The organism is Achromobacter maghribensis (genome assembly GCF_057334215.1).
In genome coordinates this window covers 17,108-26,218 of record NZ_JBHFII010000026.1, presented here as the reverse complement: position 1 = coordinate 26,218, position 9,111 = coordinate 17,108, and the positions used below count along the sequence as shown (strand labels likewise).

Here is a 9,111-nt window from a genome sequence, read left to right as displayed (position 1 = left end):
GACCAGGTCCACGTCGCCGGGGGTGGGCATCAGCGCCAGCGCGGGCGGGCGTCCGGCCCGCGCCACGTCCGCTTCAGGCAGCAGTTCCAGGTAGTAGATCGTGGCGCCGGTGCGCTGCGCCACGCCGGGCACCGACGTGGTCTGCGCCCACCAGCCGGCGTGCTCGGCCATGTCGACGATCCAGTCGGCCAGTACGCCGCCGCCCTGGCCGCCCATGGCCAGGATGGCGATCTTGATGGGGTTGCCTTGCTGCATTGCCGGCGGGTTCATGAAAGGCTTGTCCTTACAGGGCGTATTGAGCCAGCCGCGCGGCGCGGCGGCGTTGCAGGAAACCGATGACCGCGCCGCGCATGCGCGCCAGGAAGCGGTCGGTGCCGGTGGGGTTGTGCACGATGTCGGCGCGGTAGAAAGACGGGCACAGCACGGCGGCATGGGCCACTTCGCCGCAGTTGCCGCAGCCCACGCAGCTGCTCTCCACGTGCGCCACCGGGTCTTCCTTCAAGGGGTCGCCGCTGTCCTTGATGGACAGCGACGGGCAGCCGGATAGCCGGATACAGGCGTGGTCGCCCGTGCAGACGTCGGGGTCCACGCCAAAGCGTTCCTTGACCACGCGGCGGCCTTCCTTGACGGCCTTGTTGAACAGCGGCTTGATGCGGCGCTGCTTGTTCAACATGCATTCGGACTGCGCGATGATGACTTTCGGACCCTTGATGTCGGTGGTCAGCGCTTCTTCGATGGTGGCGCGCACCTTGGCCACGTCGTAGGTGCGGTCCAGCGTGCGCACCCACTTCACGCCCACGCCGCGCACGGCGTGATCGATGGGGTTGTTGGTGGATCGGTCGGGGTTGTCGGCACGCGACGACAAAATGTCCTGCCCGCCGGTGGCCGACGCATAGAAGTTGTCGACGATGACGATGACGCCGTCGTACTTGTTGAATACCGCGTTGCCGATGCCGGACGACAAACCGTTATGCCAGAAGCCGCCGTCGCCCATGATGGAAATGGGACGCTTGGCGGCGGGCACGTTGAAGGCCGCTGCGCTGGACGCGCCCAGCCCGTAGCCCATGGTCGTGGCGCCAAGATTGAAGGGCGGCAGGATGGAAAACAGGTGGCAGCCGATATCACAGGAGATATGGTGCTGGCCCAGTTTTTCCTGCGCCAGCGTCAGCGCGGAAAAAATGGGGCGTTCGGGGCAGCCCGTACAGAAGCCGGCGGGCCGTGGGGGCACCACCGACGCCAGGCCCTCTACCTGCTTGTGGAAGGTGATGGGTTGTTCGACGGGTTTGGCGGGCTTGGGGCGCGAGACCTCGGTGATTTCCAGTTGGCGCGCGCCGGCTTCGGCGTCTGCCTCCACGGCGGGGTGCGTCTGTAGCGATTCGGGGCGATGGCGCTTCAGGAATTCGCGCACGCCGTCACGCATCACCTGCGTGGTGTATTCGCCCGCCATCGGCAGCACGTCCTTGCCGGACAGATGGGTGTCGATACCCGCCTTGCGCAGCACGGCGTGCAGGTTCTGTTCGATGTAGTCGGGCTGGCCTTCTTCCAGCAGCAGCACCGCGCGCTTGCCCCGGCAGAACTCGGTGACCTCGTCTTCGATGACGGGGTAGGTCACGTTCATGACGTACAGCGGAATCCGGCTGTTGCCGAAGTTATCGGCCAGGCCCAACAGTTGCAGTGAACGGATCACGCCGTTGTACAGACCGCCTTGCAGGATCAGGCCGATGTCGTCCTGGTCGCCGTCGAAGTGCTCGTTGAGCTTGTGTTCCTTGATGTAGCGGATGGCGGCGGGCCAGCGGTCCTTGATCTTTTCCTGCTCGTGCAGGAACGACGCGGGCGGCAGCACGATGCGGCTGGTGTCGCGCGCCGGGCTTTCCAGCGCCTGGGCCAGCGAGAACGCGGGCCGCTTGTTTTCCTTGGCGATGAAGCGGCCATGCACGTGGCAACCGCGAATGCGCAGTTGCAGCATCACCGGCGTCTTGCTGGCTTCCGACAGTTCAAAGCCGTCTTCCACGGCCTTGACCATGCTTTCCAGGTTGGGGCGCGGGTCCAGCAGCCAGATCTGCGACTTCATGGCGAACGCGTGCGAACGTTCCTGCATGATGGACGAGCCTTCGCCGTAGTCTTCGCCCACGATGACCAGCGCGCCGCCGGTCACGCCGCCGGAGGCCAGGTTGGCCAGCGCGTCCGAAGCCACGTTGGTGCCCACCGTGGACTTCCACGTGACCGCGCCGCGTATCGGATACATGACGGATGCCGCCAAGGTGGCGGCGGCGGTGGCTTCCGAGGCGCTGGCCTCGAAATGCACGCCCAGTTCCTGGAGGATGTCGTTGGCGTCGGCCAGCACATCCATCAAATGCGAAATGGGCGACCCCTGGTAACCCGCCACATAGCCCACGCCCGATTGCAGCAACGCTTTGGTGACGGCAAGAATGCCCTCGCCGCGAAACTCTTCGCCGGCGCCGATGCGCAACTGCTGGACTTCTTTCTTGAAAGACCTTTCAGCCATCTCGAACTCCTGGTTGGGCCGGATGACCGGTCCTCAAGCCTTGCTGCCGTGCAGCATCGTCGTGCCACGAAATTGTCGCCTGAAAAATACTTTAGGAGTCAACGTTTTAGCTGTCAACAAAAAAGATGAAATTTCATGGAAATCAAAAAATATCACGCTAAAACAAGGGTGTATATACTGGTTGTTCTCTAGCTCCATGGCGGCATTTCAGCGCCGTCATGGTGCAAAAACGGGTTGCGATTCCGGGTATACCCTGTGCTGCGCAACAGCATTGCGGCACATCATGGCGCGTCGTTGCGCCGTCGTGGTGCAATGCGCTTTTCGGCCGTCGGCCAAACATGAATTCCGGTGCGTGGGAGCAAAGCAACATGCGGTTGGACAAGCAGCGGGAAACGCTTCTGACAGGTCGGGGCGCGGCGGGGCCGCGTTTCGTCGATGGCTATCTGGCTTATCTGCTGGCGCAGGCCAGCCAGCGCATTTCGGCCGAATTCCATTTGCAGGTGAAAGCCGCCGGCCTGTCGGTGACCGAATGGCGCGTGCTGGCCAGCCTTGAAGGCAGCCCCGGCGAAACCATCGGCACGCTGGCGGTGCTGGCCATCACCAAGCAGCCAACCTTGAGCAAGGTGGTGCAGCGCATGGAGGCCGAAGGGCTGGTGGCGCGCACCGGCGTGCGGGCGGATCGCCGTCAGACGCGGGTCTGCATCACGACCAAAGGCACGCACCTGATCGCCGGCTTGTGCGAACAGGCGTTGCAGCATCAGAAAGCGGTGCTGGCGCCCTTCGGCGAAGAGCGGGCGGCGGCGCTGATCGAGATGCTGGGTGTACTGATGACCGAACACGTGCCGTTGGAGCTGCCGATCGACGTGGACGAGTAAGTCCGTTGCGCGCGCGCACTCGAACACTGTTCGCTTCAATTATTTTTTTACAAGCATATGTGTCCCTCATTGTTCCTCCTCTATAAAAACCGTCTCCGGTACGCATAAACCCTGAATTGACTGGGGTCATACGCGTAGGCACACTCGGCGCCGGTATTCAGACTAATGTCAGGAGTTAACCCCTATGCGCCGCACTTTGATTGCTATCGCGATCGCCGCCGCCGTGGCCGTGCCCTCGATCGGGCAGGCCAAGACTTTCCGTTGGGCCGCCCAGGGCGACATCCTTACTTTCGATCCGCACTCGCAGAACGAAGGCATGACGATCGCCGCCAACAGCTACATCTACGAACCGCTGGTGGACTACGACAAGACGTTCAAGGTGGTGCCGCGCCTGGCGACGGAATGGGAACAACTGTCGCCCACGCTGTATCGCTTCAAGCTGCGCCCGGGGGTGAAGTTCCATGACGGCGCCGCCTTCACGGCGGACGACGCGGTCTTCTCGATCCACCGCGCCATGGCGCCCACGTCGAACTACAAGGCCTATACGACGGGCATCAAGGAAGCGCGCAAGGTCGACGACCTGACGATCGAGATCGAAACGTCGGCGCCCAACCCCGTGCTGCTGCGCCAACTGACCAACGTGTTCATCATGAACAAGGCGTGGTCCGAAAAGAACAACATCGCCAAGCCGCAGGACTACGTCAACAAAGAAGAGACCTACGGCGCGCGCAACACCAACGGCACCGGCCCCTACAAGCTGAAGACGCGCGAAGTGGACGTGCGCACCGTCTTTGAAGAAAACAAGGACTGGTGGAACAAGGCCGGCAAGGTCGGCAACGTGACCGAAGTGGTGTTCACGCCGATCAAGCAGAACGCCACGCGCACCGCCGCGTTGCTGTCCGGCGAAATCGACTTCGTCCTGGACCCCGCCGCGCAGGATCTGGAGCGTCTGCGCCAGGCGCAGAAGGTCGTCGAAGGCAACGAATACCGCACCATCTACCTGGGCCTGGACCAGAAGCGTCCGGAATTGCAGTACTCGAACATCAAGGGCAAGAACCCGTTCCAGGACATCCGCGTGCGTGAAGCGCTGTACCGCGCCATCGACGTGGACGCCATCAAGCGCGCCGTGATGCGCGGGCTGTCTGCGCCCACCGGCACGATGATCGCGCCGCAGGTGCATGGCTGGGCGGAATCGGTGCACAAGCGCGTGCCCTATGACCCCGAAAAGTCGCGCGCGCTGTTGAAGGAAGCCGGCTACGACGGCACCTTGAACTTCACGCTGGACTGCCCGAACAACCGCTACATCAACGACGAAGCCATCTGTCAGGCCGTGGTCGGCATGTGGGCCAAGGTGGGCGTGAAGGCCACGATGAACGCCATGCCGCGTTCCACGTACTTCCCCAAGGTGCAGTCGTTCGACACCAGTGCCTATCTGTTCGGCTGGGGCGTGCCCACGTTCGACGCCATGTACTCGTTGCAGAACCTGATCCGCACCAAGGGCGAAGGCGCGGACGGCATGTACAACCTGGGCGGCTATAGCAACAAGGAACTTGACGTCATCATCGATCGCATCAAGACCGAGACCGATCCCGCCAAGCGCGACGCCGACATCATCACCGTGCTGCAAGGGCACGCCAAGGACTTCGGGCATATCCCGCTGCATGACCAGGTCATCCCCTGGGCGATGCGCAAGAACGTCACGGTCATCCACCGTGCCGACAATCGCCTTGTTGCCGATTGGGTCAAGGTTGACTGATCCCGGCTAACCAGACGGCGTGGGGCCTACCCGGCTCCCGCCGTTTTGCTTTTGGTTGTTCCCCGCCTATGTTTGCTTTCATACTGCGTCGCCTGTTGCAGGCCGTAGCGGTGATGCTCACCGTCGCGCTACTGGCCTTTGTGCTTTTTCAATACGTCGGCGACCCTGTCACCATCATGCTGGGGCAGGACGCCACCGATGCCGAGCGCATCGAATTGCGTGAACGGCTGGGCCTGAACGAGCCCGCCATTGTTCAATTCGGCCATTTTGTGGCCAACGCCGCGCAGGGCAATTTCGGCATTTCCCTGCGCCAGAGCGAACCCGTCTCGACCTTGCTGAAGTCCCGCCTGCCGGCCACGCTGGAGCTTTCCATGGTGGCGGCCTTGCTGGCGTTAGTCGTCGGCGTGCCACTGGGCGTGTATACGGCGCTCAAGCGCAATAGCCTGGTTTCGCAGATGTTGCTGGCGGGCTCCTTGCTGGGCGTGTCGCTGCCCACGTTCCTGATCGGCATCCTGTTGATCCTGGTGTTCTCGGTGCAGCTGGGCTGGCTGCCCAGTTACGGGCGCGGCGATACCGTCAGCGTGGGGTGGTGGACGTCCGGCCTTTTCACCGCCACGGGCTGGAAACACCTGATCCTGCCGTCCATCACCTTGTCGCTCTTCCAGATGACGCTGGTGCTGCGTCTGGTGCGATCCGAAATGCTGGAAGTGCTGCGTTCGGACTACATCAAGTTCGCGCGTGCGCGCGGCCTGAAACGCCGCGCCATTCACTTTGGCCATGCGCTGAAGAACACGATGGTGCCGGTCATCACGATCACCGGTTTGCAGCTGGGCGGCATCATTGCCTTCGCCATCGTCACCGAGACCGTATTCCAGTGGCCGGGCATGGGCTTGCTGTTCATCCAGGCGGTCCAATTCGCCGACGTGCCGGTGATGGCCGCGTACCTGTGCCTGATCGCGCTGGTGTTCGTGGTGATCAACCTGGTGGTCGATCTTCTGTATTTCGTCGTGGACCCGCGCTTGCGTTCGGGACTGACCCGCGGCGTGGGGGCTCACTGATGCGGGCCATACTCAAACGCTGGTGGGATAGCGACCTTGCCTGGGCCTGGCGCCGGGCGCCCGTGGCCATCGTGGCGACCGTGATGCTGGCGACGCTGCTGATCGGCTCGTTCGGGGCCGGCTGGGTCGCGCCGCACAACCCGTTCGACCTGACGACGGTGGAATTGCTGGACGCCTTGCTGCCGCCCGCCTGGGAGGCCAACGGGCAACAGACCTATCTGCTGGGCACCGACAGCCAGGGCCGGGATTTGTATTCGGCCATCCTGTACGGCACCCGCGTGTCGCTGCTGATCGGTCTGGCGTCGGTGGTGCTGTCCATGTTGATCGGCATCGTGCTGGGGTTGATTTCCGGTTACGCGGGCGGGCGCATCGATGCGTTCATCATGCGGATCGCGGATGTGCAGCTGTCGTTTCCCGCCATCCTGATCGCGTTGCTGATCGACGGCGTGGCGCGCGCCGCGGTCCCGCGCGAGATGCACGAGCTGATCGCGTTCCCGGTGCTGATCGGCGCCATCGCGCTGGCCGGCTGGCCGCAGTATGCGCGCACGGTGCGCGGGTCGACGCTGGTGGAGAAGAACCGCGAGTACGTGCAGGCGGCGCGCGTGATCGGCGTGGCCTCGCCCGTCATCATGTTCCGCCACGTGCTGCCTAACGTGCTGGGGCCGGTACTGGTGCTGGCCACGGTGCACCTGGCCACCGCCATCATCACCGAAGCCACCCTGTCGTTCCTGGGAGTAGGGGTGCCGCCGACGGCGCCGTCGCTGGGCACGCTGATCCGTATCGGCAACGATTTCCTGTTTTCCGGCGAATGGTGGATCACCATTTTCCCGGGCGCGGCGCTGGTGCTGCTGGTGCTGTCGGTCAACCTTCTGGGTGACTGGCTGCGCGATGCGCTCAACCCGCGGCTGAATTGAGGCAACCATGAGCGCACTTCTAGAAGTCCGCAATCTGCGCGTGGAGTTTCCCACGCGCCGCGGCACGCTACGCGCCCTGGACGATGTGTCCTTTTCCATCCAGGCGGGCGAAGTCCTGGGCGTGGTGGGGGAATCGGGCGCCGGTAAATCACTGACCGGCGCGTCCATCATCGGCTTGCTGGAACCGCCCGGGCGCATTGCCGCGGGCGAGATCCTGCTGGCCGGCCGCCGCATCGACAACCTGCCCGACGAGCAGATGCGCCGTGTGCGCGGCCGCGAGATCGGCGCGGTGTTCCAGGACCCGCTGACCTCCTTGAATCCGCTGTACACGGTGGGTCGGCAGTTGGCCGAAACCATCGTCACCCATCTGGACATGACGTGGTCGCAGGCGCGCAACCGCGCCGTCGAGCTGTTGGCGTCCACGGGGATTCCGGCGGCGCGCGAGCGTATCGACCACTATCCGCACCAGTTCTCGGGTGGCATGCGGCAGCGCGTGGTGATCGCGCTGGCGCTGGCGGCCGAACCTAAACTGGTGGTGGCCGATGAGCCGACCACCGCGCTGGACGTGTCCATCCAGGCGCAGATCATCGAACTGCTTAAACGCCTGTGCCGCGAGCACGGCACGGCGGTGATGCTGATCACGCACGATATGGGCGTGATTGCCGAAACCGCCGACCGCGTGGCGGTGATGTACGCGGGTCGCGTGGCCGAGATCGGTCCGGTGGCGGACGTGATCCACAAGCCGCGCCATCCCTACACGTCCGGGCTGATGGGGTCGATTCCGTCGCTGGACGGGCATACCGAACGGCTGGTGCAGATCGACGGCAGCATGCCTCGGCTGAATGCCATTCCGCCGGGCTGTGCGTTCAACCCGCGTTGCGGCCAGCGCTTGCCGCGCTGCGCGACCGAGCGCCCCGAACTGATGCCGGCGGGCACGTCCCGCGCGGCCTGTTGGTTGCATGACGATAAAACGATGGTGGCCGCATGAGCACGCCCTTGGTGGAAGTTAAAGACGCGGCGCGCTGGTTCGATGTGTCGCCGCCCTGGCTGGAACGCAAGCTGGCCGGCAAGCCGCGCGTGATGCTGCGCGCGGTGGACGGCGTGTCGTTTGACATCGCGCGCGGCGAAACGCTGGCGCTGGTGGGCGAATCGGGCTGTGGAAAATCCACGGTCGCGCGCATGCTGGTAGGCCTGTACGGGCTGACGCGCGGCGATATCCGTTTCGATGGCCAGCCGCTGTCGCGGATGTCTGAGAAAGGCGGGCGCAACTTGCGCAAGCGCTTGCAGATGATCTTTCAGGATCCTTATGCGAGCTTGAATCCGCGCTGGCGCGTGGGCCGCATCATTGCCGAGCCGATGCTGACGCATACGCAGATGACGCCGGACGAGCGCGTGGCGCGGGTCAGCGAATTGCTCAAGCAGGTGGGCCTGGATCCCGCGGATCAGGGGCGCTATCCGCATCAGTTTTCGGGCGGTCAGCGCCAGCGCATTTCGATTGCGCGGGCGTTGGCCGTGAATCCGGAATTCCTGGTTTGCGATGAGCCGACGTCGGCGTTGGACGTGTCGGTGCAGGCGCAGGTGCTGAACCTGATGAAGGATCTGCAGCGCAAGCTTGGGCTGACGTATTTGTTCATTTCCCACAATCTGGCGGTGGTGCATCACGTGGCCGACCGGGTGGGGGTGATGTATCTGGGGCGCATGGTGGAAGTGGCGCCGCGGGACGAGTTGTTCGCGCGGCCGCGGCATCCTTATACGCGGATGCTGCTGGAGGCAATTCCGGATATCAACGGGGCGGGCAAGCCGCGCACCGCGGTCGCCGGGGAAGTGCCGAATCCGTTGAATCCGCCATCAGGGTGCACGTTCCATCCCCGTTGCCCGCATGCGAATGAGCGGTGCCGGGCCGAGGCGCCGTTGGCCCGGTTGACCGGGGTGTCCGTGGTGGCTTGCCATGCGGTGGAGGAGGGGCGGATCTCGGGTTGATCCGTCGGTACTTTAGGCGTCA

General features: G+C 63.9%; 7 protein-coding genes and 1 pseudogene. 6 read left to right on the top strand and 2 right to left on the bottom strand.

The window, feature by feature from the left end; all coding sequences use genetic code 11:
- Both ACE039_RS10960 and ACE039_RS10955 read right to left on the bottom strand, forming a co-directional pair.
- Positions 1 to 270, bottom strand: a pseudogene (locus ACE039_RS10960) (indolepyruvate oxidoreductase subunit beta family protein); the annotation flags it as partial.
- A gap of 13 nt (positions 271 to 283) precedes the next feature.
- A complete protein-coding gene (locus ACE039_RS10955; RefSeq protein WP_485822361.1) occupies positions 284 to 2,506 on the bottom strand; it encodes a thiamine pyrophosphate-dependent enzyme in 2,223 nt (740 codons plus the stop codon).
- 368 nt (positions 2,507 to 2,874) lie between these two features.
- On the opposite strand from ACE039_RS10955, the gene ACE039_RS10950 reads away from it, so the two are divergent.
- The 6 genes from ACE039_RS10950 to ACE039_RS10925 all read left to right on the top strand — a co-directional run bounded on the left by ACE039_RS10950 (position 2,875) and on the right by ACE039_RS10925 (position 9,089).
- Complete coding sequence (locus ACE039_RS10950) at positions 2,875 to 3,381, top strand: MarR family winged helix-turn-helix transcriptional regulator (protein WP_310034660.1); 507 nt, start codon at positions 2,875 to 2,877, stop codon at positions 3,379 to 3,381.
- Positions 3,382 to 3,565: 184 nt separating this feature from the next.
- Entirely contained in the window at positions 3,566 to 5,137 is a 1,572-nt protein-coding gene (locus ACE039_RS10945) for an ABC transporter substrate-binding protein (protein ID WP_105555376.1), read from the top strand.
- Positions 5,138 to 5,205: 68 nt separating this feature from the next.
- Entirely contained in the window at positions 5,206 to 6,195 is a 990-nt protein-coding gene (locus ACE039_RS10940) for an ABC transporter permease (RefSeq protein WP_105555375.1), read from the top strand.
- Complete coding sequence (locus ACE039_RS10935; RefSeq protein ID WP_448709658.1) at positions 6,195 to 7,109, top strand: ABC transporter permease; 915 nt, start codon at positions 6,195 to 6,197, stop codon at positions 7,107 to 7,109. The genes ACE039_RS10940 and ACE039_RS10935 overlap by 1 nt, the downstream gene beginning before the upstream one ends.
- Positions 7,110 to 7,116: 7 nt before the next feature.
- Positions 7,117 to 8,097: an ABC transporter ATP-binding protein gene (locus ACE039_RS10930; protein WP_105555373.1), complete on the top strand. Its 981-nt coding sequence runs from the start codon at positions 7,117 to 7,119 to the stop codon at positions 8,095 to 8,097.
- Complete coding sequence (locus ACE039_RS10925) at positions 8,094 to 9,089, top strand: ABC transporter ATP-binding protein (protein ID WP_310034658.1); 996 nt, start codon at positions 8,094 to 8,096, stop codon at positions 9,087 to 9,089. The genes ACE039_RS10930 and ACE039_RS10925 overlap by 4 nt, the downstream gene beginning before the upstream one ends.
- Positions 9,090 to 9,111: the final 22 nt, after the last annotated feature.

Excerpts from the sequence above, each read along its gene's own strand:
- ACE039_RS10925 (WP_310034658.1), top strand. The coding sequence starts at position 8,094 with ATGAGCACGCCCTTGGTGGAAGTTAAAGACGCGGCGCGCTGGTTCGAT.
- ACE039_RS10950 (WP_310034660.1), top strand. The coding sequence starts at position 2,875 with ATGCGGTTGGACAAGCAGCGGGAAACGCTTCTGACAGGTCGGGGCGCG.
- ACE039_RS10945 (WP_105555376.1), top strand. The coding sequence starts at position 3,566 with ATGCGCCGCACTTTGATTGCTATCGCGATCGCCGCCGCCGTGGCCGTG.
- ACE039_RS10955 (WP_485822361.1), bottom strand. The coding sequence starts at position 2,506 with ATGGCTGAAAGGTCTTTCAAGAAAGAAGTCCAGCAGTTGCGCATCGGC.
- ACE039_RS10935 (WP_448709658.1), top strand. The coding sequence starts at position 6,195 with ATGCGGGCCATACTCAAACGCTGGTGGGATAGCGACCTTGCCTGGGCC.
- ACE039_RS10940 (WP_105555375.1), top strand. The coding sequence starts at position 5,206 with ATGTTTGCTTTCATACTGCGTCGCCTGTTGCAGGCCGTAGCGGTGATG.
- ACE039_RS10930 (WP_105555373.1), top strand. The coding sequence starts at position 7,117 with ATGAGCGCACTTCTAGAAGTCCGCAATCTGCGCGTGGAGTTTCCCACG.